The following is a 24,717-nucleotide window of genomic DNA, read 5'->3' as shown; positions in this document are numbered from 1 at the left end:
GGCTTCCGGCATATGAGGACGAGGAGCGCGACGCCCAGGTTACCCAATGTTCAATTACTGTCTTTTGCATCGAGCCGCGTGCCCGATTTGACCGACCCCGTCATCGAGACGCATGACCTCGTGAAGACCTACGGGAAACGTGGCGAGATCAAGGCCGTCGACGGCGTATCGTTGTCGATCCCGAAGGGGGAGATCTTCGGGCTCCTCGGGCCGAACGGGGCGGGGAAGACGACGACCATCTCAATGCTCACGACCCTCAAGGCGCCCACGAGCGGTTCGGCCACGGTGAACGGGTTCGACGTGGTGCGCGATTCGCACAGGGTCAGGCAATCGGTCGGGATAGTCTTCCAAGAACCTAGTCTTGACTCGCTCCTTACCGGAAGGGAGAACCTCGACCTCCACGCCCGCCTCTATGATGTCCCAAGGATAAAGGTGAAGCCTCGGATCGCAGAACTGCTCGCGTTGGTCGGCCTCGAGGCGCGCGCCGACCACGCGGTGAAGACCTATTCGGGCGGCATGAAACGGCGTCTCGAGATCGCGCGCGGCCTCCTTCATTGGCCGAAGGTATTGTTCCTCGACGAGCCGACTTTGGGCCTTGACCCTCAGACGCGCGAACACATCTGGAAGTACATCGAGGGGATGTCCACCTCCATGGAGACCACGATCGTCCTCACCACGCATTACATGGAGGAGGCGGATCGGCTCTGCCACCGGATCGGCATCATCGACAAAGGGAAGATCATCGCGCTGGGAACGCCCAAGGAACTGAAGGCCGGCCTCGGCGGGGACGTCGTGAGGCTGCGCCTCAAAGCCCCGGCCACCGCTCCCTTCGAAAGGCTTCCATTCGTGCAAAGAGCGGAGCTTGTTGGAAGCGAGGTCATGCTAACGGTGGACAACGCCGAACGCAACCTCGCGGCGATCTTCGCGGCCGCGCGCGACGTCGAGGGCGTCGAAGTATCGAAGCCCACCCTTAACGACGTGTTCCTCTCGGTCACGGGGCGTAGCATCCGCGGCGACGAGAGTGCGCAGGAATCGAGTTGGATGGACGATGCGATGCGCACGGTCCAGCAGGGGGAACGTTAGGTGGGCGAATTCTCGGGGATACAAGCCATCTGGATACGCGAGTTCAAGATCTTCCAACGGGAGAGATCACGGGTCATCTCGTCGCTTTTCACGCCGCTTCTTTGGATCTTCGTTTTCGGCGGCGGCCTTGGGAACACCGTCTCGCTGCGGGCCGCTGAACTACAGGGGACGAACTACCAGGTGTTCATCTTCCCGGGGATAGTCCTTCAAAGCGTCCTCTTCACCACCCTGTTTTACGGGCTCTACATCGTCTGGGACAGGAAACTCGATTTCTTGAAGGAGGTCCTCGTGGCGCCCGTGTCACGTTCGAGCATCTTCATCGGAAAGGTCCTAGGCGGGTGCACGGACGTCCTCATCCAGGCGACCGTGCTACTCGTGCTCGCCCGCGTCGCGCTTGGGATAGACGTGACGCCCATCGGTTTCGTCGCGTGTCTCCTCATCGTTTTCGTGGTAGCGATCGGGACCGTTTCGATCGGCCTCACGCTCGGGAGCTTCTTCGAAAGCTTCGAGGGGTTCCAGGTGGTCGTGAGTTTCATCGCGTTCCCCATGTTCTTCCTCTCGGGCGGGCTCTTCCCCGTCGACGACCTCCCACCCGCCCTCGCGCTTGGCGTCGCCTTGAACCCGTTGACCTACGGCGTCGATGCGTTGCGCCAAGTACTGATCGGGCACGCCGCGTTCCCGCTTGTCTACGACCTCGCGGTCATCAGCGGCTTCGCCCTGGTCATGATGGCGGTCGGCACGTGGGCATTCTCGCGAATGAAGATTTGAGCCCTCTTCGGTGCGCCTAACGCTTAAATAGGGGAGCCGTATTACTTGCCCTACCATTTCCGGCCGTGGCCCCTGTGGAATATTTAAGCATTCCACCCGCCGGAGCATGGCAGTTTCATCCAATACCAAGGAGAATTCACGATGGCGGAAAAGAGCGCGCCCGTCGCGGCGGAGAAACCGGACTTCAAGTACATCGTCCGGATCGCGAACACGGACCTCAACGGCAAGCACCACGTCGAGCTCGCCCTCGCCACCGTCAAGGGCATAGGCATCCGAACGGCCGGCGTCATCGCCGACCGCGCAGGGGTGCGACGCCTCGAAAAACTTGGTAACCTTCAGGACGCGGACATCGCGAAGCTCGAAGAAGCGGTCGATAGCTTCGTGGAGACGGCCCCCCGGTGGCTTCTCAACAGGGCCCTCGACGTCGAAATCGGCTCTTCCATGCACCTCGTCGGCGCGGACCTCGAGGGAAAAAGGCGCGACGACATCAACCGCATGAAGAAGATCCGGTCGTACAAGGGCGTCCGCCACGAGGACGGCCAGAAGGTCCGCGGCCAACGCTCAAAAAGCAATGGTCGCACCGGACTCACCGTCGGTGTGCAGCGCAAGGCCATCCAGCAGGCCGCCGCCGGGAAGAAAGACGACGACAAGGGCGCGAAGAAGGAAGCCAAGAAGCCAGATGGCAAGAAGCCAGAGGCCAAGAAGGCCGAGGCAAAGAAGTAAGGTGAACCCATGGGCGACCCAAAATTCTCGAGGAAGAAGTACGAAACGCCGAACCACCCATGGCAGGGGACCCGCATCCAGGAGGAGAACGTCCTCGTGGCCAAGTACGGTCTCAAGAACAAGACGGAGCTTTGGAAGGCCCAGACGTTCCTTCGCAACTTCCGCGGGCAGGCGCGTGACCTTTTGGGCCGCCAAGGGCAGGGCGTTGCCCAAGTCGAACGCGAGACCAAACAGCTCCTCGCGAGACTCCACACCCTCGGGGTCGTGAGCGATAATGCAACACTTGACGACGTGCTCGCGCTCAACACCGAAGCCATCCTTACGCGTAGGCTCCAGACACAGGCGTACCTCAAGGGCCTCGCCGGGACCATCGAACAGGGCCGCCAGTTCATAGTCCACCGGCACGTCACGGTCAACGGCCGTGTAGTGACGATCCCCGGCCACTTGGTGAAACGCAGCGAAGAAGGCGCCATCGCCTGGCACGCTGACTCGGCGGTCGCGATGGACAGCCACCCGATGCACCCCAAGCCACGAGCGAACATCGTCCTTGAAACACCGGTGTTCCAACCGCGCGACAAGTTCGGTCGCGGCGGCCCGCCGCGCAGAGGACCGCCGAGAGAACGGCCGGCTTCGGTTGCCTCCGCGCCCGCCGCTGCCGCCACGACGGAGGCAGGCTCGGAATGACCGCGCTCACGAAATGGGGCATCGCGAACATCTACGCCTCGTACAACAACATCATCATCACCGTGACCGACCTCACCGGCGCCGAGACCATCACCAAGTGCACCGGCGGCATGGTCGTAAAGGCCGCCAAGGACGAATCGAGCCCCTATGCCGCGATGAAGGCCGCCGAAAGGGTGGCCGAGGCCGCTCGTGAGAAGGGGATCGAAGCGATGCACGTGAAGGTGCGAGCCCCTGGCGGTCACAAATCGAAGTCACCGGGTCCCGGCGCGCAGGCCGCGATAAGGGCGCTTGCCCGGGCCGGCGTCAAGATCGGGCGCATCGAAGACGTGACGCCCGTGCCGCACGATGGCACGAAGAAAAAGGGCGGTAGGCGCGGCCGAAGGGTGTAAAGATGCAAGTTGAGATCCGCGAACTCACCGACACCAAGGCTAGCCTCGTCATCTCCGACGTGAACCACGCCTTCGTGAACGCCCTTCGACGTACGCTCGTCGCGGACGTCCCGAAGCTCGCGATCGAGGACGTCGTGATCTACGACAACACGTCCGCGTTGTTCGACGAGATGATCTCCCACCGGTTGGGGCTCCTACCTATCCCGACAGACCTCAAGCTTTTCCAACCGCGCGAGACCTGTTCCGCCTGCCACGGGGAAGGCTGTCCCACATGCACCGTCATCTTCACACTTTCGAAGGAGGGCCCTGGCATGGTCTATTCGAGCGACCTCCAACCGGCCGACCGCAAGTTCGCAGTGAAGGACGAAAGGGTCCCGATCGTGAAGCTCGGCGAGAACCAGCGCGTGATGCTGGAGGCGCATGCGATCCTCGCAACGGGCACGCGCCACGCCAAGTGGTCGCCCGTCCATGGTGCCGGGTACAAGGAGTACCCGATCGTCAAGATCAAGGGCGACACTTCCGAGACCGTGGAGGGCCGGATCTGCCCGACCGACGCCATCACCGAGAAAGACGGCCATATCACGCTCGTTGACGTGGAGAAGTGCACGCTCTGCATGAACTGCGTGAACGTCGCCGGCGACGCGGTGGAGATAAGCTCCGAGCCAAGGAGATTCATCTTCCGGTTCGAGACGGACGGCTCGGTCACTGCAAAGGAAGCCTTGCAGCACGCAATCCAGACGCTCATGAGCCGGGTCAAGGCTGTGGACGAGATCGCGGTGGCGAAGTAAGGGGCCGAGACGTAGTTCCACGACTCGCTATGGCGAATCGCATCGGCCCTCTCCAGATTGGCGCCACCGAATACTTGATATGCGACCGTCAACTTCAGGCGAATGGAATATTGGTTTCCCTTCGGGGAAAGTTTCCCTCGCCCGCCGTGGTGGCGGGCTCGGGCGCTCGTGGACTCCCTTCGGTCGTCCACTGCGTCCTCGGCCGGGAAAGTCTTGGACTACCGGCCTGCGGTCAGCGGGGATAGCCCAGCCAGGTCAAAGGCGCTAGATTGAGGGTCTAGTCTCGCAGGAGTTCGCAGGTTCAAATCCTGCTCCCCGCATTTCTGACGCGAGCGTGAGCGAGCGGCAGAAATGCGGCAAGATGACGAAGGGCCGAAGGCCCGGAGTCATCGCAGCCGCACCTCTTTTGACCGAGCGCAGGCGATGGATAAGAATGCGGCAAGATGACGTAGCGCCGGAGGCGCGAAGTCATCGCAGTTGCGATGTCTGCTTTGAACCACTGCAAGAATACATCCGAAGAGCGACTACCACGGTTACATTCGCGCGGGCCCCACCCCTTTTATACCTCCGCCTGAATCCTCCCCCACACATGGTCTCCGTCCTGTCGACCCCCTGGCGCACCTTCCTCGTCCGCTACGGCGAGTTGGGGATCAAGAGTGACCAGGTCCGGGGCCGGTTCGAACGCATCCTTTGCAGAAACATCGAGGACGCGTTTCTTCGCGAAGGCGTGCAGGTGGCCGTCAAGCGCGAGTACGGGCGGGTCTACGTGGTCACGCCCGACGAGGAGCGGGGCGCCGATATCCTGCGACGCACGTTCGGGGTCGTGAGTTTCAGCCCGGTGTCGGAGTGCGGGTCGACGCTGGATGAGATAAAGCCGTTCATTGCCGAGTACTCGATGGCGCTTCTCAAGCCCGGCCAACGTTTTGCCGTACGTGCGCGTCGCACTGGAGATCACAAGTTCACGTCAATGGATGCGGGACGCGAAGCCGGGTCCGCGATCTTCCTTGCCAATGAGGCAAAGGGCGTCAAGGTGGACCTTTCGAAGCCCGATGTGGAGATCCATTTGGAAGTGCGCCAGAAGCGGGCGTTCGTGTTCGCTCACATCCTCCCCGGCCCGGGCGGCCTCCCGCTTTCGTCGCAGGGGAAAGTCGTCGGCATCATCGACGACGTCGAGTCGGCGATCGCGTGTTGGATGATAATGAAGCGCGGCGCCGGTCTTGTTCCCGTCGTGTTTGAGGACGGCGTGGAAGCGAAGCTCTCGATCCTCAAGACGCTTTCCGCTTGGGCGCCGCGGTTCAAACTCCGTATGGTCCCGGTGCTGCCAGGTCTTTCGGAGGAATCGCGGTACCGGTTCCAGGTGGCCGTCGCGATGGGCATCTGCCGGCGGACCAAAGCGGCGGCCGTGGTGACGGGCGAGCGTGTGGGCGAGCTCGGCACGATCCCGCTCATCGACCCGGAAGTGGAGTTCCCCATAATGAGGCCCGTGTTGGCCCTCGAAGACGACTACTTGGACGGGCTCGCCCAAAGGATCGGGTTCGAAAAACGTGGTCAATGGCCGACCGGGCAATCGCGCGACGCCTCGGACCTCATCAGCATGGCCGACGCCGCAGCGTTGGCCGTGAGGGCACTGGACCAGGCGACGGACAAGGAGGTTTCAGGGTGAGGATCGTGGTCCTGGGTGCGGGAGCCCTCGGAAGCTTCATCGGAGCCAAACTGTCGCAAAAGCACGACGTGGCTTTGGTGTGCAGGTCGGAACAGGTCACCGCCATCGAGGCCGCGGGGCTACGGGTCACTGGGGAGACGCAACTCGTCGCCCACCCGGAGGTCACAAGCGACCCACTGGACGTGGACACGCCGGATCTCTTGGTCATCGCGGTGAAGGCGTACGACACCGAGGCCGCGATCAAGGGCGCTCTTCCCCTCATCGGGCCCACGACGTCCGTCATGTCGTTGCAAAACGGCCTGAACAACATCGAGGTCCTCGTGAAGTACGCGGGGGAGGGTCGGACGTTCGGCGGCGTGACGACGCACGGTATCACCTACCTTGAGCCCGGGCACGTGCATCATGCAGGACGCGGCTACACTTACCTTGGCCCGCTCATCAGGCAGAGCAAGAGCTGGGCGAGCGACTACGTCTCGGCGTTCACCGAATGCGGCATCCCGGCCGAGTACACCGAGAACCTGGTCGGCGAGATCTGGGCAAAGGCGATAGTGAACAGCGGGATCAACCCGATAACGGCGATCACGGGCCTCAAGAACGGTGAACTGCTTTCCAACGCTCTTTTGAAGGAATTGATGGAGCGCGCCGTGAAGGAGGGCGTGACGGTCGCGGATGGGATCGGGGTCGGACTGCCTCGCGTGGACCTTCTAGAACGGACGAGGGAAGTGGCGAGGCGTACTCGCGACAACAAGAGCAGCATGCTCCAGGACATCGAACGGGGACGAAGGACCGAGATCGACGAGATCGTCGGGAAGCTTTGCGAGTATGGCCGCAACGTGAAGGCCGAGACGCCGACGCTACGCACGCTGCACGCGCTCGTGAAGGGCATCGAGGCGTCGACGAAGAAGGACTGATGCTCTCACGCGGCGACGGCCACGGGATCGATGGTCTTCAATGCAAGTCTCGTGACGCGGCCGTCGCGCACGCGTTCCAAGAGACCAGCGTCCTCGAGCCTTGCCACGTGCCATGAGACGAGCGCCGCGCTCATGCCAAGCATGTCTGCGACGCGCTTCTGGGTGGCGCCCGGGTTTGTCGTGAGGAATTCCCGGATGGCCTTGGCCTTCGGGTTCTTGAGAAGCGGGATCGCCTTTTGATCGGACGCGGAGACGCCGGATCCGTTCTTGAAGTAGCAGACCTGGTTTCCCGATCCCATGGTCGTCACCATGTGGGCTGCTTTGAGCTTCGAAAGGTGGTAGACGGTGGTCCCCCAGCCGATGCCCATCTCGGCACGGATCGCGCTCACGTGGACGCCTGGGTTCTCTTCGATGAGCTTGAAGATCCGTTGACGGACCTCGTTGTCGAGCAGTCGTGATGGGGCGAGGCGCGTGTAAAGCGGGGCGAGCACCCCCGCTTTCTTGAGCCAGTCCGCAACCGCCCAGAGGCCTGCGGAACCGGCGACCGCGGCGCCGCCGTAGACCGCGATCCGCGGGTCGACCTGCAGGCGCGCCTTGCTTGCGGATTGTGAGAGGGAGGCCACGACGCTTGCAACGTTCGTGAGAACGCCGGCGAGCGCCGCGGCAGCGGAGGCGAGTGAGATTGAGACGATCGAGACTGCGTTCGACAGGAACGTAACGACGGAAGCGAGCGCTGCGGCTCCTATCTCCAGAACGACGCTTCCCGCGCCGGCCAGCGTGGATCCTCCGAAGGCGAGCGATGACGCGATAGAGGTCCCCGCAATGGCGGCCGTGGCGCCGACGAGCCTCGAGGCCTGCGACGCGCCACCAACGACGGTCATCATTGCGTCCGAGATTGCTGCCGCGACGGTGCCGGCAGCGTGCAATACGGCGTTTGCAATGGATCGTAGGATCGAGCTGGCCGCAGCGCCTGCGCCTGCGGCAGTGCCTGGAGCGCCCGACGTGGCAGCGCTCGCGGCCGAGGTCGCGCCTTCGAGCAACGCCTTGACTTTTGTGACCGCGTCGTGGGTTTGCCCCGTGGGTGCGGCCGGTGCGTCCGCGGGAAGTGCACTTGCCGACCCCACGATGAGCCCCAACGCAAGGATTGAGACGCCGAGTCTTCGCTCCATGCCCTTCACTTAATCACCTTCGTTTGGCCCTATTAGGGATTTGTGGATGAAACCTTTAACGTTCACCCTCAAGGTTGATATCTTGGCACCAAATTTGTCGTTTTTTGTACGTTTTCCGACGACAAAGCTAATCGGCCGACACCAGAACGGAGCAATATCTCGCCATCCGACGCACGCCTACATCCGAAATCAAAGCCCGCCGGCCGTCACCAAGGATGGAGCACGATCTTCCCGAAATGCCGGCGCTCCTCGAGCATGAGTTGCGCGGCCTTGGCTTCACTTAGTGGCATCGCCCTGTCCACGACCACCTTGAGCCTGCCTTCGAAGGCGAGTTGCATGACATCACGGAATTCCTGCATGTTGCACATCGTGGACCCGAGGATGGAAAGATGCTTCCAGAAAACGTGGCGGAGATCGGTTTCAGCGAACGGGCCCGTCGTCGCGCCGCATGTGACCAATCTTCCCCCTCGCGCGAGGGCCCTGATGGAACTTTTCCACGTCTCCTGACCCACGTTGTCGATCACGACGTCGACGCCGTTACGCCCGCTCCAATCGTAGACCGCCTTCCCCCAGTCGGACCGGCTGTCGACGACGAAATCGGCGCCGAGCCTTGCGGCCCGCTCCATCTTCTCTTCGCCGCCGGCCGTGGCGGCGACGAGGGCCCCCAGGTGCTTTGCGATCTGGATGGCCGCCGAAGAGACGCCGCCCGAGGCCCCGAGCACGAGCACGCGTTCCCGAGGGCGAAGGCCCGCTCTCGTTTTCAACATCCTCCATGCAGTCATGTAGACGAGCGGGAAGGCCGCGGCATCGTCGAATGGCATCGCAGCCGGTATCCTGATGAGGTTCTTACGCGGCACCGAAATGAACTGGGCGTAGGTGCCGGGGACGTGCTCTCCGATTATCTTGTAATCGACGCACACATTGTCGTCGCCGCGCGCACAATGTAGGCATGCCCCGCACGAAAGGCCGGGGTTTATCGCGACCCGGTCCCCCTCGGAGACGTCAGCGCCTTCCCCCCCGAGGCGCCGCACGATGCCGGCCGCATCCGCGCCGAGGATGTGCGGCATCGCCAACTTGATGCCCGGGATCCCGCGACGGACGAACACGTCCAGGAAATTGAGCGCGGCCGCGCGGATCTCGACAAGCGCCTCGCCATCGCCGACGACCGGCACCCTCACGTCCGTGAAACGCAGTCTCTCAATGTCGCCGTGCTCGTCTATGACCACGGCCTTCATCGTCTCGGCCACGGCGCTCGAAGCGTCGACGGGCGTAAAACCCCTTCGCCGCGCGCGCCAACCTCATCGGCGCGGTCACGGAAACGCGACGTCGGCCGCGAACACGACGAGCGCATCGAAGTCGGCGGCCGCACCCGCCGGGTCGCCACCGCCGCAGGTCAATGTGTGTCGTTGCCCCGTCTCGCGCCCGGCGGCCACGTAATGGCCGATGCGGAAGAGGTAGTCGCCGGGAGGCGCGTCCACCATGGCCCAACACGATGGTGAGGATCTCATGAGTCCGTTCCACTGGGCCCCTTGGACCGACGTGTCAGCGACCTGGCCTGCCGCGATCATCGCGCCGAACAACCTATTCGGCGAGGCGTAGGCGAGCGTCGCGTTGGCCACGGCGCGAGCCGTGTGCGATTCCTCGAATTGCACCGGAAGGCCGCCGTTGAAACGGTCGTTGACGTTCCGTTCCTCGCTCACGACGACCGTGCCCCGGAAAGCCCACTCGCGAAATATGTCCACGCGCGACGCGTTGGCCTCGGCAGTCACGTACGCACCGGGCTCGGTGGAGACCTCGTACCTGACCCTGGCCACGTTTGTCGCGGCCAAGGCCGAGACAACGAAATAATCGCCGGCCGGAAGAAACGGCGCGGCGGCGTGTTGGAAGAAGGCCGAATCTATCACCTGGCCGCCCTGCGCTCCATGCTCGTAGTGGTCGAAGCCGTCCGTGTCGGCCTCGACGTGGACCACGTTTCGAGGCTCGGAGAAGGCGACCGTCGACATCGTGTAGAGGACGCGGCCCGGTGCTTTGAGGACCCAGATGCCACTTCCGACGTCGTACGAGTGCAGGACGTCCTCGGACCATGCCGTGACTGATATGCCCACGTGCCCTCCTGCGGGAAGATGAAGGCCGACGAGCCACCACCCCGGGACCGTGTCATCGTGGGAGGCGAGGATCGAGGAAGGCGCGACGCCGCCCGCTGAAAGACCCGGCACCGCAAGTAGGAAAGTCACCGCGATAGACCCGGCCCGGGATGAGCCCCGCACGGGTCGGAAAACCCGGCCCCCGGGATAACCCTTGCCACCGGAGCGGCCTTCAGCAATCTGGCGGGGGCAACGTGACGTCGGCCGCGAACGCCACGACCGCGTTCGACGACGTCGCAGAGAATGCGGTGTCTTCCAAGGCGCAATCGAACACGGCCGGCGCGAAGACCTCCTGGCCCACACCGACATACCGGCGGACGTTCATGGTCCACGCCCCGGCGTGCGCCCCGTCGAACGACACGCAATGCGCCGTGATGAACCCCGACGCGAACGTGTGGAACGGGCCGGGCCCGGAATAGCCCACGTCGATGACCTGCCCCACACCGATTATCGCACCGAAGAAGCGGCCCGTCACGTTGAACGGGACGGACGCATTGAGGATCGTCCTGGCCGTGGACGCATCATGGATGAACGAATGGTCCTCGTGCCGCTCCACGCTTCCCACCAAGTCGCCGGTGAACTGCCACTCCCGCCACAGACGGACACCGACGCCGCCTGTTTCGTTCCCGGAGAACGTGGCGATCGACGATGAGAGGGAAAGCGTGACGTTCCTTATCCGGTCGGAAGCCCCTATCCCAGTGAAGGTGTAGTTACCGGCCGGAAGGGTGATGGTCCGTGAATGCACGAATGGCGCCGACGTGTAGGGCGGCGACGCGGCGTCCTCGTGCTCCGAGGTCTCGCCGAGGACCGTGCGCGACTGCACGTGCGTGAAGGAGCGTGTGCTCCACCCGACCGCTGGAAACGCCACCCATAGGCCGTCGTTGGCGTCTCGCACCCATAGGCCGGTGCCGAAATTGGCGGCGTCGAAGCTCGAATTGAACCTGGTAATGACGCTCAAGGTGACCGAAGCGGTGGCCGGAAGCCAGAACCTCTTCGCCCACCATGCGGAACCGGTCTCGAAGCGGCTGTCGATGAGACCGGCCGGTGTCAGGACCTTGAAGCAACCGGTGCCCGCGCTGTTGTTCGTCTCAGAGGCTTCCGTCACGTTCCCATCGGGGTCGACCGTGACGTTGATCACGTGGCTTCCGGCTGTCGATGTCCAACCCGGGTTCCTGAAGACCATGGACGCGCCCACGCCGAGCGTCGCGTTCGTGGAATTGAAACCCACTTCAACGCCGTCGATGTAGAATTTGACGATCCACGTCGTGTTAGCGGGGACGCTCGCGGCGCCGATGTTCGTGACGTTCGCTGTGATGACGATGCTCTGACCCGCCGTCGGTAGCGTCGGATTCATCCCCGCAAAGACTACCCGAAGATCCGGTTGTGCGGTGGCTGCCGCTCCTTGGGGCAGGCCGACTATGGAGCCCAGTACGAGAATCACGACTATCGCGGTCGCCGAGCGCCCCATTGCTTCCAGCCGTGAAATTACCGCCCGGCCGCCTAAAGCCTTTTCGCCTGTCACTGGCGTGAATTTGGATGAGTCTGAATGGGAAAGCCGGGAGGGCTTCGGGGAGGGATCTTGGGCGATGGAATCCACCCCCATGTGACGACGGTACGTCGCGGGCTTAGGGGTAACGTGGGGCGTCAGCCCGAAGAGGCACGTGACCGCCACTTGGGGATAGCACGCGCACCTTAGTTGAGATAATCGCGTGGGTCTGCGATGCGCCCTTCGAGCGCGGACGCGGCCACCGTCGCCGGCGAGGCGAGGTATATCTCGGCGTCGGAGGACCCCATGCGTCCCTTGAAATTGCGGTTCGCGCCAGAGATGCAGCGTTCGCCCGGTGCGAGTATCCCCTGGTGCCCGCCGAGGCACGGCCCGCAGCCCGGGTTCATGATGGTGCCGCCGGCCCGCACGATCGAATCGAACGACCCGTCCGCCATCGCGTCCAGGTAATTCTGCCGTGACGCGGCGATGACTATGAGGCGGACACCGGGCGCTATGTGGCGGCCTTTGAGAACGCGCGCCGCCTCGGCAAGGTCTTCGCGCCTGCCGTTCGTACAGCTCCCGATGAAGGCCTGTTGGATCTCGAGGCCCCGGTACTTCGAGATCGGGTGCACGTTGTCGACTGTGTGGGGGGCCGCTATCTGTGGTTCAAGGCCCGCGGCATCGAATCTGACCGTGCGCTCGTATGCGGCATCGGCGTCCGGTCGAAGGGGCGCCCAAGGCCCACCTCTCGCTTCGACGAACGCGCGCGTGGTCTCGTCCGGCGGCACCATGGCGGCCTTTGAGCCCATTTCACAGGCCATGTTGCAAAGCGTCATGCGCTCGGGTATCCCGAAGGCCGCGACTGCTTCGCCATGGTATTCGACGGCCTTGTAGTTGGCGCCGTCGGCGCCGATCTCGCCGATGATCTTCAGTACGGCGTCCTTCGGGTAGACGCCGTCTTGTAAGGTGCCCTTCATCTCGATCTTGATCGTGGGCGGTACCTGCATCCAGAGGGCCCCCGTCGCCCATATGGCGGCCATTTCGGTGGCCCCTACCGCCGTCCCGAAGGCGCCGAACGCGCCGTAGGTCGTCGAATGGCTGTCGGTGCCGACGACGAGCATGCCGGGCCCCACGTGGCCGTGCTCTGGGAGTACCTGGTGGCAGATTCCTTCGCCCACGTCGTAGAAGCTGTCGACGCCTTGTTCCTTCGCGAAGTTGCGTATCGTTTGGTGGTTCTCGGCGATCTTGAGGTCGTCGGCGGGGCTCTTATGGTCGAGGACGAAGACCATCCGCGATGGATCGAAGACCTTCGCGACCCCCAATTCGCCGAATATCTTCTTGATCAAGGCCGAGTTGTCGTGGCTCATCGCCACGTCCACGTTCGCGGTGACGATGTGGCCCGCGGAGACCGCGCCTTGCGCTAGGCCTGAGGCCTTCGCGAGCGCTTTCTCGGCCATTGTCTTGCCTGGCACGTTACGCCGAATACGCACCACGTTCATATATATTTGCACGAAATACAGATGATTACAGCGTATTTCGTAGAGAATATGGAAAACTTCTGCGTTTGTCGATGCAGCGTCACTACCATTATGACGGAGAATCGCCGTCGACGGCCGGGTGATTGAATGACACGAGAGTTTGTAATAACCCTCGAGAACAAGCCGGGCACGCTCGCGACCGTCGCGAAGGCCCTGGGGAGTGCGAACATCAACATCCTGGGATTTGCCCTGCAACCGCAAGGCGAGTTCGGGACGTTCCGCTTCGTCACCAACGAGGAGACGAAGACGGAGGGGTGGTTGAAGACAAGCGGGCACCGGTACCGCGCCAACGAGTGCGTCACGACGCGCGTCAGGAACACGCCGGGCGAGCTCGGCCGGATCTGCGACAACCTGTCCCGAAGCGGGGTCAACGTGGAGGCCTGCTACCCGCTCGCCCCGCCTTCCCCAAGCGAGACGGAACTCTGCTTCACCGTTGACGATGTCAACAGTGCGAAAAAGGTCCTCGGGCACTAGGTCTAAAGACTCTACCGTGGGGGCGGCAAGTGCCTCCCCCTCCTACCTTTTCTACTTTCATCTATGCCAATGGGCGGACGCTCCAGGGAACCGCATTCTTCCGATCCCACGGGGCCGCCGCCCCCGGGTCGCTTGCCGTCGAGCCGCGCGGCCCATCCGGCCGGCGCCTCCTTTCACCCCACTAAGGCGGTCCCGACTTTCTCGCCCTTCTCGTTGTACTTGTAGAAGCCTTTCCCCGTCTTTTTCCCCAAGTGCCCGGCGAGCACCTTCTTTCGTAGAAGCGGCGCTGCCCTGTACTTCGAGTCCTTGAAACCGTCATGGAGGACGTCCATGATGTAGAGGCAGGTGTCGAGCCCGATGAAATCCGCAAGCTCCAAGGGGCCCATCGGATGGTTCATGCCGAGTCTCATGATGGTGTCGATCGCGTCCGGTGTCGCGACCCCTTCCTGATACGCGAAGATCGCTTCGTTTATCATTGGGAGGAGCACCCTGTTCGAGATGAAGCCAGGGAAGTCGTGGACCTCCACGGGCGTCTTCCCCATCCTCGTTGCGACCTCCACGATGGACCTCGTCGTATCGTCCGACGTGTCGGCGCCGCGGATGACCTCGACGAGTTTCATCACAGGGACGGGGTTCATGAAATGCATGCCGATGAACTTGTCCGGGCGACGTGTGGCCGCCGCGAGGTCGGATATGGGGATGCTCGAAGTGTTCGACGCCAATATCGCGTGGGGCCGCAGGAGTTTGTCGAGTTCCGCGAAGAGTTCGCGTTTGAGCTTCGCGTTCTCGATGACGGCCTCGATGACGAGGTCGCAGTCGAGCGCGGCGGTCGAAAGTTCGACGGCTCCACGGATGCGAGACAGCGTCGCTTCCGCGTCCGCGGCCGTTATTTTTCCCTTGGACTGCGCGCGCTCCAGGTTCCCGCGGATGCTTTTCAGGCCGTGGTCCACGAACTCCTGTTTGATGTCGCGAACGACCACGTGGTAGCCCGCCTGTGCGGCGACCTGTGCAATCCCCGCGCCCATCTGACCGGCGCCCATGACAGCCATCTTCTTGACTTCCATGCGTATCGCCGCGTCATTCCCAAGTCTCCATTAATAGGTAACGACAGCTAGATGCGGCATCGGCGCGTTTGCGCCTCGTGGCGTGGCGGACGGTGGAGCGCGACGACGCGACGATTACGTGGGAGACGGTCGGCGCAGGACCGCAGGTGGTCTTCCTTCATGGAGCCACCGGGACCGGTGGGCGCCATTGGGGAAGTGTCGTGAAATCGTTCAAACGCGGGTTCGAATCGCATCTTGTCGACCTCCGTGGTCACGGCCGGTCGCAAGACCGCGCTTCCCGGCTGACGCTTGAGATGCTCGTCGACGACACCATAGCCGTCGTGGAGGAGATCGGTGGGCCCGTGAATCTCGTCGGTTTCAGCCTCGGCGGCGCGATCACGCTGCGCCTTGCGATCAAGCGTCCCGACCTCGTTTCATCCATCGTCCCATGTGGAACCGGCTACAGGTTCGACCAAGATGACATCAAGCGATCCGACGCGGCGTTCGACGTTGAGAAGATAGCGGCGCAGGACAGCGAATGGGTGGGCGCAATGAGGGCGCAACACGCATCGCTCGGTGGTCCCGACTATTGGAGGCCGCTGGTCGCAAAGCTACGCGACCTTTGGCGCGAGGAACTGAAGACAGGCGGCATCCCTCCAGAAGGAATCCGCGGCATCACCGTCCCGGCGCTCGTCGCCGTCGGCGACCGGGACGAGTTCACGGGCATCGACCAACCCGTGGAGATCTACAAGATGCTCCCCAAAGGCGAGCTGTTCGTGGCGCCGGACGCCGAGCACTTCTGGCACCCGATGAGGCCGCGCCTCATGGCGGAAGTTCTAGAAGCGTTCTTGGGTCGTAACGCGCCGAGCACACGCTAGAGCGCAAAACGGCTGCGGGGGTGCCGCAGCTTGGAAGACGGCCTCCGAATGAAGGCCGAGTCTGGCCGATAAAGAGCAATTGCGGTTCTTACAGCATAAACCCTTGCACTCGTTCGATTCGAACGGGAAGGAGACGATATCACCCGAACGATATGGTCAATCGCTCACGCGCTGAGTCGCGGGGGTGTCGGAGGTTGGTCAAACGAGCCTGGCTGAAGACCGGGTCTGGCCGATTCGGTCAACGCGAGTTCTAATCTCGCCCCCCGCGCACGACTCACCGGAATTGTCGCCTTGCGCCTCGGAGGCCACGAAGCGTTCGCATCGGAAGGTCTCGAAGCGTCGGCGCTGGTGCGCGACTCATGCGCTAAGGCCGTTCCACGATCATCTGGACAGCGTTGCCACCGCCAAGACAAAGTGTTGCGAGCCCTCGCGACTTCTTGCGCGTCTTTAGAGCGTAAAGGAGCGTCGTCAAAACCCGCGTCCCGCTCGCCCCCAACGGGTGTCCGAGCGCCACGGCGCCCCCGTTCACGTTGAAACGGTCCTCGGCGACCCCGCATTCGCGCATCACTGCGACGCTTGCGGTCGCGAACGCCTCGTTATGCTCGAAAAGGTCGAGATCGTTCACTGTGAGACCCGTCTTCTTGAGAAGCGCCTTGACGCCCGGTATGGGCGCGGCCATCACGCGTTCCGGCGAAGTCCCGCTCGTCGTGTACTCGAGGATCTTCGCCATCACGTCGAGACCGCGCGACTTGGCGTACGCCTCGGACGCGACCGCCACGGCGGAGCCGCCATCGCTGATCTGGGAGGAGTTTCCGGCCGTCACGACCCCCCCCTCCTTGAACGAAGGCCGCAGCTTCGAAAGACGCTCGATGCTCGTGTCGCGTCTTATCCCTTCGTCCGCGACGAAAGCGGCGCCCCCGGGCGTCTTCGAGGGGACGGGCACGATCTCCTCCTTGAAGTGGCCGCCGTCGGTGGCCGCGGCGGCCGCCTTGTGGCTACGAAGCGCGAACGCGTCCGCTTCTTCGCGAGTGACCTTGAACTCGTCCGCGACGATCTCGCCTGTGACGCCCATGTGGTAGCCGGCGTAGGAATCGAGGAGGCCGTCCTTGAGCATCGAATCCAGGACCTCCGCGTGCCCGAGCCGGTACCCGAAGCGGGCCCGGTCGAGTAGGTACGGCGCGTTCGTCATGCTCTCCATCCCACCCGCGATCACGAGTTCCGCATCGCCCGCGTTAATCGCCTGCGCCGCTAGCATCGTTGCCTTGAGGCTCGAACCGCACACCTTGTTCACGGTGAAGCACGCCACGGAATCCGGAAGTCCGCCCGCGAGCGCTGCCTGCCGGGCCGGGTTCTGGCCTTGGCCCGCCTGGATGACGTTTCCGAGGATCACCTCGTCCACCGCGCTAGCTTCGATCCGTGCGCGGCGGACGACCTCCTTCACCGCGAGCGCTCCGAATTCCGTCGCCTTGTGGTCCTTGAGGGCGCCATTGAACTTGGCGACAGGGGTACGGACGGCTCCAACGATGACCGCTCGGTTCATGCCAGATTCAGTCTCGCCGGGTATCGACAAGCGCCTTAAAATAGGTGCGCCACAGGAGGCGCAGGGCAACACGAGCAAGTCACGCGCGGCCCGTTTCGCATTCGTGCGCGGCCTTCAACGATCGTCATGCACGTCGTCGAACGTCCCAAGACACGACGGGCAGATGCGCCAATTCTCCGCTTGGACAAGGTGTTTCACAAGCTCCGCGGAATGGATGCCGAGCTTGTAGCGGTTGGGGATCTCCGGCACACCGCACTTCGGGGAGACGCGTGCCGGCCGGTGGACCGTCATGCTCGCGATATCGCCAAGGTATTTCGGCTCCACCGGGACTCGTCCTACCGAGGTAGTTTATGGGGGGTAACTACGTAATAAACCCTCCGCACGCCGGCGGCCACTTGATGGGTGACCTGTTCAGTCGCTGTTCTTAACCCGTGCCGCGATTACGCCGCGTGGAAAACGGCGCGGCAAAGAGGTCGTGGCTTCCCGAGGCGCCCCGATCGCTCTCGACCGACGATATCCTCGGTTTCTTCGCGCAATTTCGCGAACGCGCGGGACTCCGGCGTATTCTCATCCTCGTCAACGTCGCGGGCGTCGCGTACGGCTTCTATTACTACGCGCCGCAGTTCGCGATCACTCCTCCCGCTTTGTGGCCGTTCGTGCCGGACAGTCCCCTTTCCGTCGGGCTCATCGCGCTCGTCCTCCTCCTCGACGAGTTCGGCGTGAGGAACCGGTTGCTGGAGGCCTTCGCGTTCATCGACCTCGTAAAGGTAGGCGCTTGGACCGGTTTCGTCTTGACCTACTACGAGGCAGCGTTCCACATCTTCCGAGATCCTTTGTCGAACCTGAACTTCTACCTCTTCTGGCTGCACGTCGCAATGGTCGTCGAGGCTTTTGTGCTGGCAAAAGGCCTCGTGCGGGTCCCGAACGGCATCTTCGTCATCCTGGCCGCCTTCGCCGTCGAACTCTACATGGATTACGGTTTCACGGGCTTCGCTTTCGGCGGGTGTCCCGGAACGCGGCCCATCACGGTGCCATGTGTGGACAACGACCTTCTCGGCGGGGTGACGGTAGGGCTCACGGCCCTTGGGGTCGCCGCGTACCTCGTGATATCCAAGAGGAACGCGGCGCAAAGCCCACAAGACTCACCATGACGCGGCGCCTTTCGCCAACGCCTGCCCCACGGGCGCGTCGCGTGGCGGCCTCCAGAGCGCGTCGTTCACTTCGCCGCGGATCGCCTTATCTCTTCAGCGAGGAGGCGCCCCAAGACGCGCCCATCGACTTTTCCCCGCAGTTCCTTCATGCAATCGCCCATCAAGGGCCCTAGCGCGGCCTCGCCACGGTCCTTCACGAGTTTGGCGTTTCGTTGGACGACCGCGGCGACCACGCGTCGGACCTCCTCCTCACCGACGGTCGAGAGGCCGAGCCTCGAGGCGGTGGCGCCGACGCTACCGCCCGTCTTCGTCACCTCGATGAGGACGGGGAGCACCGCGTCCTTCGGGAACAGGCCCGCCTCGACACCGGCGATCACCTCCGCCAAGAGGGCGTCGCCGACGCGTCGGCCCTCCTGGGACGCGGCCTCGACCTCGGGGACCGTGTGAAGCAAGATGCGCGCAAGCAAGGCCCCCCTCTCCTTGGTGGCAGCGCCCCCGACGCCGAGCTGCCCCGCCACCTTCGCGAAGCGTTCTACGTTTCCCGTGTTCTGAAGCTGCACCAGGTCGCCGGGGGCGACCATGCCGGCGACGAAGGCCTCGAGCTCCCTCGCCGCGTTCTCCCGCGCGGTACGGCGCCGATCGGCGGCCGCCAGGTCCTCGGGTGTGACGCGTCTTGGCGGGATGTCCGTCTCCGGGTACATCCTTGCCCTACCGGGCAGGGGGCGTAGGTAATGGGACGAGAGATCGGGCCGGATCTCGCGCGTCTCCTCCGGGACCCCTTCCATCGCCTGCATGGCCCTTTCCCTTGCCGCTTCGAGGGCGGCCGTGCACTGGCGGGGGCTTGCGGCGACTATGGCGAATGCGTCTTCGCCACGTAACCCGAGGAGCGAGCGTATCGCCTCGACCTCCTCTTCGGTTATCCCGTACGCTGGCAATTCGTCCGAATGGAAGAGCCCGGCGACCCCCGAGCGTGCCCGCGCCCTTCCGGCAAGCTCCGCGCCGAGCCGGAAACCGGGTTGGCCTTTCTTCCCAAGAAGCTCTTCGAAGCGCGGCAATGCAAGCGCATGCACCGAGCCACCGGCCGAAAGGGCATCCGTCACCACCTTGGACGCGGATGCCTTGAAGACGCTTGACACGTCGCGGATCGGGGCCGAGAGATCCGAAGTGTTGGCGCCGCGGCGCTTCAATTCGGCCGCCACGCGGATGAGCATCTCTTGGCGCGCTATCTCGGAATCGACTGCGCCTGGCAGGGTCCGAAGCTCCTGGACGCCCTTGAGCTCGACACGGGCCCCGCCTGGGATGCTGATGTTCACGTCCTGCCGTATGGTGCCGATCCCGCGCTTCGCCTTGCCGGTCTTACGGAGCGTGCGCCCGAGCGCCTCCGCGGTCTCGCGGGCGTGGTCCCCGTCCTTGATGTCGGGGGCCGTCGCGATCTCAAGAAGCGGTATCCCTAACCTGTCCAGCCTGAAAGTGACCACGTCGCCTTTTCGTCCGAGGCGCCGCGCCGAATCCTCCTCAAGGCAGATCGTCTGTATCCCGACAGGTCCCCGCGTCGTCTCGACGCGCCCCCCGAGGGCAAGAAGCGCCGTCCTCTGGAACCCCGTCGTGTTGCTCCCATCGATGACGATCTTACGCATGACCTGGAGTTCATCCACGGGCGACGATGAAAGGTCCGCTGCCACCTCGAGCCCGACTTGTAGCGCGGTCTCGCTCACAGGATGGGGCGGTTCCTCGTCGAGTTCCACAAGGCACGACACGGCCGGCGGGGCGATGTACTCGAAGGCGAGCCGTTTCTTCGCCTCTTCCACGGCGGCGCGATCCACCTCGCCCATCTCGGATTGCGTGGGCCGTAGCGACCTCGAGACCTGGATGCCCTCCCCGTCGTCAAGAGTCGACGGGCAACGGCAGAACAGCTTGTCCGTGTCAAGTTGTTGATGGATCTCGAGTCCGATGAGAAGTCCAGCAGGGACGGATCCCTTGCCGTCGGCCGTCTTGTGCCCGACTCGCGTCACTCGACACCGTCCGCATCGACTCGCGAGCGCGGATCCGACTCGCGCGCGACGTCCTCCGTGAAAAGCCCTATCGCCCCGGCGGTGTCCTTCGCTTGGCCGAGGGCCCACATGAGCTTCACGAGCGCGGTCTCCGGCGTCATGTCCAAAGCGCTCACGGCGCCTGCTTTCAAGAGGTCGCGTCCCGTGGAATAGACGTTCATGTTGACGCGCCCCCCGAGGCATTGGCTTGCCATCACGACGACCTTCCCCGAAGCGACGAGCCTTTCCACTTGGTGGATGAGGGCCTGGGGTATGTGGCCTAGTCCCGTGCCGGCGATGACGACGCCGCGCTCCACCGTCTCGAAGTCCGCCGCCTTGAGGCCTGGATGCGAGTATATGAGCTTCACGCGGTCGTCGACGCGGGAGGCGACCTTCACGGGGCCTTTGGAACGGCGCGTGGCCCCCGGATCCACCACCGGACCGTCTATCGTGACTTCGCCAAGCGGGGCCGCATCGACGCTTCTGAACGTGTCCCGGCGGGATGTGTGCATCTTGCGGGCCCTGTTGCCGCGTAGGATAATGGCGGCGTCATCCGCCATGGAGGCGTGCATCACGACCACGACCTCGCCAAGATCTGCCTCCGCAGCGACGCGCACGGCAGAGAGGAGATTCACCGCCGCGTCGCTTGAAGGGCGGTCGCTCGACCGCTGGGACCCGACGAGGACGACGGGGCCCGGAAGGTCGGACACCATGAAGGAAAGGGCGGCGGCCGTGTAACCGAGGGTGTCTGTGCCGTGGGGGATGACGACGCCGATGCTTCCCGCATCGAACTCACGCTTGACCTCTTCGGCAAGGGTGCTCCAATTCTTCGGCGTGAAATCCTCGGAAAAGACCTGGAACACGACACGCGCCGTGACGTCGGCGTGCTCGAACATCTCGGGGACCGCGAAAGCGAGCTCCTCCGCGGTGGTCGCCGGGTGGACGGCCCCCGTCCGGTAGTCGACGTACGACGCTATGGTGCCGCCGGTGCCGAGGATCGAGACGCGAGGGAGCCCTTTGGCGCCCAGGATCTTCCTCGTCATGGGGCTTCGCGGCGCGGCCCTTTCGATGAGCTGGACGCGGGAGCCGTCGTCGAGTCTCACGCCCACGTTGTACCCGGAGTCCAACTTGAGCGTCACGATGTCGTCGCCCGAGAAACCGTGGTGCGGCATGAGCACACCGCGGTAGGTGCCGCGCCCGGAGTCGACCTCGACGATGTCGCCGACGGCGGCGCCGCAGCGACGAAGATGCACCTCCCTTTGGCTCGTCGGTCCCATGGATCCAGTGGCGATAGATTGGCGGGTGTGAAAAATGTTTTGTTGGGCGTCCAGGCGGCGTCAAGTGTTGTACGACAGCTGCCCTTTGGGAGGCTTGATTACCTCTTACAACGAATAGGACATGTGCCAATGTGAAGGGCGAAGTCGTCTACTTCTACTGTTACGACCTCGGCGCCAGGGTGAGGCTCGAAAGCGTCCAATCGGTCTTGGGCGCCTCGCCCGCCATACCGAGCGTCACGATCTCGCGCGCCGCGCCCAAGTACGTCGAGCTTCCGCGCCCGATCCTTGTGAAGCTGCGCCCGTTCACGCTCGACACGAGCGTCGGGCCCGTCACCTTCGACGCGTCGGCCAAGATATTCGACATCGGCGCCGTGTCGTTCGCGCTTCGCACGCCGCTCAACGTGCCCGGCCTGGGGGACGTCTCGACGTACGGGACGCTCAAGGTAAAGATCGGCGACCGCGAGACGACGCTCCAGTCCTTGACGGACGACCTTTTCAAGGCCATCGAGGAGAACGTGCGTCCGTACCTGCTCGAACCTTACAACGTCCGCGTGGAGCCCGAGACCTACACCGTCTTCTGCTTCACGGAGACCGGCGCAAGCGTGGAGGAGCTCCTCGAGGACCGGCCGCAGCTTCTAGCCGCATTGCTTTCCGACGAGCCGTCGCCCGACAGGCTTTCCGGTGAAGAGGTCCGCGACAACCTCCGCTACTGGTTCCGCTACTACCAGGACGACCTCGTCGTCATCGACTGGGACGGCGCGATAATCGTGGAGCCGGGCGGGCGCTACGAGGACGTCTTGGTCGTCATCGAGGTGGCGAACGTCCAACTGTTGGAACTGCGCACATACGACGCCTACCTGGACCGGATCCTCGGGCGGGCATACGGCGACCTCGACCGTCTCTTCAAGGGGAAGGACCTCCTGTTCTCCCCCCAGAAAGTGCAGAAGGAGCTCTCAGAGGCCTCCATCGACCTCACGCGCGTGACTGACGACATCGACAACATCGGGAAGCTCTTCGGCGACTACTACCTCGCGAAGATCTACCTGGGATTGACGCAGCGGTTCCACCTTGGCGAATGGGAGGACGCGGTGGAGAAGAAGATGACGACGCTTTCAGAACTCTACACGATAGCTTCGCAGGAGGTCCAGAACCGGCGTAGCCTCGTCCTGGAGATGATGATAGTGCTGCTCTTCGTCGTGGACCTCCTCCTCCTGTACATCCTGTCCGTCCCAAAGTGAGAGGCGGGAAAGCGGCCCCGTGTTCCCTGCATCCAATCTCAGCCCCCACCTCGCCGTCATTTTTCCAAGACAACGCTTCGACGTTGGACAAACGGCCACCGAACCTCCAGGAGGCGGGAAAAGTTCTTAAAAGGCAATCCCTTTCGTGCGCCCAGTACGGGTGGATGTAGGGGGCAGGTCCGCCGCGTCGGTCCCGCCCCGATCGTCGACGCTCATCGCCGCCCCCGTCGGACTCGCGTCCCGGGGACCTGCGCCGTGCGTCGATTCTTGCGGGCTGGGAGGCCCGCGGTTTTACGGGTGCGAGCGGACGCTCGCTGCATCACGCTCGACCGGCCCTCGAACGATATCCGGCCCGAGAACGAGATACAGCTCGAGTCCTCTTGGAGACCGCCAAGCTGCTCCCGTATCGAGTTCCCCGCATCCCTTTCGCGAGCGATCTCCGGCCGCTTACGCGATGTCCATCATCTCGCCCGTCTGGGGAAGAAGCACCTCGAAGCCGCGCTTGCGTAATTCGTCGGCAAGAGGCTCGCGGCTGTCCCCATGGAACAGCACGACGCGTTTCGGGCCGCACTCCTCGATGTAGCGCACCAACTCGTCGTGGCCCGCGTGCGCCGAGAAGTCGAAGAACTCTACCTGGCAATTCACCTTCTCCTTGACACCCCGGATGTCGATGACACCGTCGTCGATGAGCATCCGCCCATTCGTGCCGCGCACCTGGTAACCCGTCATGAATATCGCGCTCTTCGGGTCGTTGTGGAACCGCTCGATGTAGTTGAGCACCGGCCCCCCTTCGAGCATTCCGGACGTCGTGACGATGACGTCGCCCGACATGGCGAGGTGCCGCCTGTGGGGGTTCGTGACGAAATTCGCCTCCCCCGCGGCCTTCCGGAGCGCCCTCGCGTCGCGAAGGTCGGAGGCGTCGTCGAGCATCATCTCCGTCACCTGCTTACCCATGCCGTCGAGCCAGACCTCGTAACCGCTCCCCGACAGCATCATGAGAAGCTCCTGGGTGCGGCCCGTGGCGAACGCCGGGACGATCACTATGCCGCCCGCGTCCCTGACTTCGCCGATCCGGGCCAGGAAGCGCTGCTGCAACGTCTTCCTGTCCGGATGCTCCCGCCCGGAATAGGTCGACTCGATGACCAGCGTGTCGCAATCCACCGGGCGGGCGCCCTTCATGAGGTTCGTGTCGATGACGTTGATGTCGCCGGTGAAGACGACGCGCTCGCGGCCCCCGTCCACTACGAACATGGCGCTTCCAGGGATGTGCCCTGCGCTCTCCCCGTGGATCGAGAGCGTCCCGACGTCGAAGTCTTCGGAGAGGGGGACGGTCTCGAAGACCTCGCCCATGGTCTCGATGTCGGCCATGGAGTATGGCTGGGGGTAGCCTTCGATGCGGCAGACTTTCAGGCTGTCCCTGGCGAGGAGTTCCGTGAGCGGTCGCGTCGGCCCCGTTGCGTATATGGGCACACCCTGGTCGCCGGCAAGTGCCGCCATCATCCCAGAATGGTCAAGGTGCGCGTGGCTCAGGAGCGCCGCATCAACCGGCGGCGCCGGCACCGGGTACTTCGGCGGGTCGGTCGGGGCAATCCCGTAGTCGAAGAGAAGCCGCGTGCCGTCGGCGTCGAGCACCATGCCTAGGCGGCCCACTTCGGCGGAGCCGCCGAGAAAATGCATCTTCATCTAAGCCGGATAACGGGCGCGCCGGCAATATAGATTCCTCCGTAACCCGTAGCCTCG

The 24,717-nt window shown here is 63.6% G+C and carries 23 protein-coding genes and 2 tRNA genes; 14 read left to right on the top strand and 11 right to left on the bottom strand.

Annotated features, from left to right (window positions below; genetic code table 11):
• Positions 1-12 precede the first annotated feature (12 nt).
• The 9 genes from HY556_01960 to HY556_01920 all read left to right on the top strand — a co-directional run bounded on the left by HY556_01960 (position 13) and on the right by HY556_01920 (position 7,009).
• On the top strand, positions 13-1,083 hold the full coding sequence (locus tag HY556_01960) for an ATP-binding cassette domain-containing protein (protein ID MBI4392550.1): 1,071 nt from the start codon (positions 13-15) through the stop codon (positions 1,081-1,083).
• Positions 1,084-1,851 (top strand): ABC transporter permease, encoded by a 768-nt coding sequence (locus HY556_01955; GenBank protein ID MBI4392549.1) that lies wholly within the window; start codon positions 1,084-1,086, stop codon positions 1,849-1,851.
• A 141-nt stretch (positions 1,852-1,992) separates the two neighbouring features.
• Positions 1,993-2,574 (top strand): 30S ribosomal protein S13, encoded by a 582-nt coding sequence (locus HY556_01950; GenBank protein ID MBI4392548.1) that lies wholly within the window; start codon positions 1,993-1,995, stop codon positions 2,572-2,574.
• Between the two features lie 9 nt (positions 2,575-2,583).
• Positions 2,584-3,258, top strand: coding sequence for a 30S ribosomal protein S4 (locus tag HY556_01945; GenBank protein MBI4392547.1), 675 nt, complete (start codon positions 2,584-2,586; stop codon positions 3,256-3,258).
• Complete coding sequence (locus tag HY556_01940) at positions 3,255-3,647, top strand: 30S ribosomal protein S11 (GenBank protein ID MBI4392546.1); 393 nt, start codon at positions 3,255-3,257, stop codon at positions 3,645-3,647. The genes HY556_01945 and HY556_01940 overlap by 4 nt, the downstream gene beginning before the upstream one ends.
• A 2-nt stretch (positions 3,648-3,649) precedes the next feature.
• Complete coding sequence (locus HY556_01935) at positions 3,650-4,435, top strand: DNA-directed RNA polymerase subunit D (GenBank protein MBI4392545.1); 786 nt, start codon at positions 3,650-3,652, stop codon at positions 4,433-4,435.
• Between the two features lie 235 nt (positions 4,436-4,670).
• Positions 4,671-4,755, top strand: a tRNA-Leu gene (locus HY556_01930).
• Between the two features lie 269 nt (positions 4,756-5,024).
• Entirely contained in the window at positions 5,025-6,098 is a 1,074-nt protein-coding gene (locus HY556_01925) for a tRNA sulfurtransferase (GenBank protein ID MBI4392544.1), read from the top strand.
• On the top strand, positions 6,095-7,009 hold the full coding sequence (locus tag HY556_01920; GenBank protein ID MBI4392543.1) for a 2-dehydropantoate 2-reductase: 915 nt from the start codon (positions 6,095-6,097) through the stop codon (positions 7,007-7,009). Before HY556_01925 ends, HY556_01920 begins: the two co-directional genes overlap by 4 nt.
• A gap of 5 nt (positions 7,010-7,014) precedes the next feature.
• Here HY556_01920 and HY556_01915 read toward each other — a convergent pair whose 3' ends face one another.
• The 5 genes from HY556_01915 to HY556_01895 all read right to left on the bottom strand — a co-directional run bounded on the left by HY556_01915 (position 7,015) and on the right by HY556_01895 (position 13,307).
• Positions 7,015-8,187: a winged helix-turn-helix transcriptional regulator gene (locus HY556_01915; protein MBI4392542.1), complete on the bottom strand. Its 1,173-nt coding sequence runs from the start codon at positions 8,185-8,187 to the stop codon at positions 7,015-7,017.
• A 197-nt stretch (positions 8,188-8,384) separates the two neighbouring features.
• Complete coding sequence (locus HY556_01910) at positions 8,385-9,425, bottom strand: zinc-binding dehydrogenase (GenBank protein MBI4392541.1); 1,041 nt, start codon at positions 9,423-9,425, stop codon at positions 8,385-8,387.
• Between the two features lie 63 nt (positions 9,426-9,488).
• Positions 9,489-10,445, bottom strand: a complete 957-nt coding sequence (locus HY556_01905) for a hypothetical protein (protein ID MBI4392540.1) — start codon at positions 10,443-10,445, stop codon at positions 9,489-9,491.
• 49 nt (positions 10,446-10,494) lie between these two features.
• A complete protein-coding gene (locus tag HY556_01900; protein ID MBI4392539.1) occupies positions 10,495-11,790 on the bottom strand; it encodes a hypothetical protein in 1,296 nt (431 codons plus the stop codon).
• A 224-nt stretch (positions 11,791-12,014) separates the two neighbouring features.
• Positions 12,015-13,307 (bottom strand): 3-isopropylmalate dehydratase large subunit, encoded by a 1,293-nt coding sequence (locus HY556_01895; GenBank protein MBI4392538.1) that lies wholly within the window; start codon positions 13,305-13,307, stop codon positions 12,015-12,017.
• Positions 13,308-13,433: 126 nt separating this feature from the next.
• Here HY556_01895 and HY556_01890 point away from each other — a divergent pair, with 126 nt between their 5' ends.
• Positions 13,434-13,820: an ACT domain-containing protein gene (locus tag HY556_01890; GenBank protein MBI4392537.1), complete on the top strand. Its 387-nt coding sequence runs from the start codon at positions 13,434-13,436 to the stop codon at positions 13,818-13,820.
• Between the two features lie 173 nt (positions 13,821-13,993).
• Here HY556_01890 and HY556_01885 read toward each other — a convergent pair whose 3' ends face one another.
• Positions 13,994-14,884, bottom strand: a complete 891-nt coding sequence (locus tag HY556_01885; protein MBI4392536.1) for a 3-hydroxybutyryl-CoA dehydrogenase — start codon at positions 14,882-14,884, stop codon at positions 13,994-13,996.
• Positions 14,885-14,961: 77 nt separating this feature from the next.
• On the opposite strand from HY556_01885, the gene HY556_01880 reads away from it, so the two are divergent.
• Both HY556_01880 and HY556_01875 read left to right on the top strand, forming a co-directional pair.
• Complete coding sequence (locus HY556_01880) at positions 14,962-15,741, top strand: alpha/beta hydrolase (protein MBI4392535.1); 780 nt, start codon at positions 14,962-14,964, stop codon at positions 15,739-15,741.
• A 178-nt stretch (positions 15,742-15,919) separates the two neighbouring features.
• Positions 15,920-16,009: transfer RNA gene (locus HY556_01875), tRNA-Phe, on the top strand.
• A 96-nt stretch (positions 16,010-16,105) separates the two neighbouring features.
• Here the strand turns inward: HY556_01875 and HY556_01870 are convergent.
• Together HY556_01870 and HY556_01865 are read right to left on the bottom strand one after the other, a co-directional pair.
• Complete coding sequence (locus HY556_01870; GenBank protein MBI4392534.1) at positions 16,106-17,281, bottom strand: thiolase family protein; 1,176 nt, start codon at positions 17,279-17,281, stop codon at positions 16,106-16,108.
• A gap of 114 nt (positions 17,282-17,395) precedes the next feature.
• On the bottom strand, positions 17,396-17,605 hold the full coding sequence (locus HY556_01865) for a hypothetical protein (protein MBI4392533.1): 210 nt from the start codon (positions 17,603-17,605) through the stop codon (positions 17,396-17,398).
• 125 nt (positions 17,606-17,730) lie between these two features.
• On the opposite strand from HY556_01865, the gene HY556_01860 reads away from it, so the two are divergent.
• Complete coding sequence (locus HY556_01860) at positions 17,731-18,432, top strand: DUF1405 domain-containing protein (GenBank protein MBI4392532.1); 702 nt, start codon at positions 17,731-17,733, stop codon at positions 18,430-18,432.
• Between the two features lie 65 nt (positions 18,433-18,497).
• On the opposite strand, the gene gatE is transcribed toward HY556_01860, so the two are convergent.
• Both gatE and gatD read right to left on the bottom strand, forming a co-directional pair.
• Complete coding sequence (gene gatE, locus HY556_01855; protein ID MBI4392531.1) at positions 18,498-20,444, bottom strand: Glu-tRNA(Gln) amidotransferase subunit GatE; 1,947 nt, start codon at positions 20,442-20,444, stop codon at positions 18,498-18,500.
• The gene (gene gatD, locus HY556_01850; protein MBI4392530.1) at positions 20,441-21,739 is read right to left on the bottom strand and encodes a Glu-tRNA(Gln) amidotransferase subunit GatD; all 1,299 of its coding nucleotides are present in this window, start codon (positions 21,737-21,739) and stop codon (positions 20,441-20,443) included. Before gatD ends, gatE begins: the two co-directional genes overlap by 4 nt.
• A 131-nt stretch (positions 21,740-21,870) precedes the next feature.
• On the opposite strand from gatD, the gene HY556_01845 reads away from it, so the two are divergent.
• Complete coding sequence (locus HY556_01845) at positions 21,871-22,977, top strand: hypothetical protein (protein ID MBI4392529.1); 1,107 nt, start codon at positions 21,871-21,873, stop codon at positions 22,975-22,977.
• Positions 22,978-23,424: 447 nt separating this feature from the next.
• Here the strand turns inward: HY556_01845 and HY556_01840 are convergent, their stop codons facing one another.
• Positions 23,425-24,660 carry an MBL fold metallo-hydrolase gene (locus HY556_01840; GenBank protein MBI4392528.1) on the bottom strand — a complete coding sequence of 412 codons (1,236 nt, stop codon included), beginning with the start codon at positions 24,658-24,660 and terminating at the stop codon, positions 23,425-23,427.
• Positions 24,661-24,717 lie beyond the last annotated feature (57 nt).

The sequence above is a fragment of the Euryarchaeota archaeon genome (assembly GCA_016207515.1).
GTDB lineage: Archaea > Thermoplasmatota > SW-10-69-26 > JACQPN01 > JACQPN01 > JACQPN01.
Note: the sequence above shows the minus strand (reverse complement) of the source record. Positions and strands in the feature narration are given on the sequence as shown.

Coding starts and splice junctions, on each gene's coding strand:
- HY556_01870 (MBI4392534.1), bottom strand. CDS start 17,281: ATGAACCGAGCGGTCATCGTTGGAGCCGTCCGTACCCCTGTCGCCAAG.
- HY556_01840 (MBI4392528.1), bottom strand. CDS start 24,660: ATGAAGATGCATTTTCTCGGCGGCTCCGCCGAAGTGGGCCGCCTAGGC.
- HY556_01895 (MBI4392538.1), bottom strand. CDS start 13,307: ATGAACGTGGTGCGTATTCGGCGTAACGTGCCAGGCAAGACAATGGCC.
- HY556_01925 (MBI4392544.1), top strand. CDS start 5,025: ATGGTCTCCGTCCTGTCGACCCCCTGGCGCACCTTCCTCGTCCGCTAC.
- gatD (MBI4392530.1), bottom strand. CDS start 21,739: ATGGGACCGACGAGCCAAAGGGAGGTGCATCTTCGTCGCTGCGGCGCC.
- HY556_01935 (MBI4392545.1), top strand. CDS start 3,650: ATGCAAGTTGAGATCCGCGAACTCACCGACACCAAGGCTAGCCTCGTC.
- HY556_01950 (MBI4392548.1), top strand. CDS start 1,993: ATGGCGGAAAAGAGCGCGCCCGTCGCGGCGGAGAAACCGGACTTCAAG.
- HY556_01890 (MBI4392537.1), top strand. CDS start 13,434: ATGACACGAGAGTTTGTAATAACCCTCGAGAACAAGCCGGGCACGCTC.
- HY556_01945 (MBI4392547.1), top strand. CDS start 2,584: ATGGGCGACCCAAAATTCTCGAGGAAGAAGTACGAAACGCCGAACCAC.
- HY556_01900 (MBI4392539.1), bottom strand. CDS start 11,790: ATGGGGCGCTCGGCGACCGCGATAGTCGTGATTCTCGTACTGGGCTCC.
- HY556_01960 (MBI4392550.1), top strand. CDS start 13: ATGAGGACGAGGAGCGCGACGCCCAGGTTACCCAATGTTCAATTACTG.
- HY556_01940 (MBI4392546.1), top strand. CDS start 3,255: ATGACCGCGCTCACGAAATGGGGCATCGCGAACATCTACGCCTCGTAC.
- HY556_01885 (MBI4392536.1), bottom strand. CDS start 14,884: ATGGAAGTCAAGAAGATGGCTGTCATGGGCGCCGGTCAGATGGGCGCG.